General features: G+C 76.8%; 1 protein-coding gene. It reads left to right on the top strand.

Going from position 1 to position 400, the window contains the following annotated elements:
• Window positions 1-200: 200 nt before the first annotated feature.
• On the top strand, window positions 201-400 hold a 200-nt coding region (locus D7V97_RS46410), incomplete at its 3' end, for a hypothetical protein (protein WP_233583640.1).

Below are 400 nucleotides of genomic sequence, written 5' to 3'. Positions count from 1 at the left end.
CACCGGCGCCATGCCCGCAGGCGTCGGACGCGGCGGCGCTCCGGCTTCCGGGGCTCCCACCGTCGGCACTCGCGCGGTCGGCGCACGCGGCGGCGCGACCGGACCCGCGGCCTTCTCCACCGTCGGGAGTCTGGCGGACGACGAGGACGGCACGGTCGTCGGAGCCACCGACGGAATCCCACTCGACGACGGAGGCCGCGATGTCGCCGGAGCCACCGACGGAATCCCACTCGACGACGGAGGCCGCGATGTCGCCGGAGCCATCGACGGAATCCCATTCGACGACGGGGGACGCGACGCCACGGGAGGCGGCGTGGCCGGTCCTGCTCCTGCTGGCGGTGCCACGCGTGGAGGTGCCGCCGGGCCCGGGGGTCGGGGCACGGCGGGCGCGATGGACGGG

It is taken from the genome of Corallococcus sp. CA053C (assembly GCF_003611675.1).
Classification (GTDB): domain Bacteria; phylum Myxococcota; class Myxococcia; order Myxococcales; family Myxococcaceae; genus Corallococcus.
This window is presented reverse-complemented; position numbering and strand designations above follow the sequence as displayed.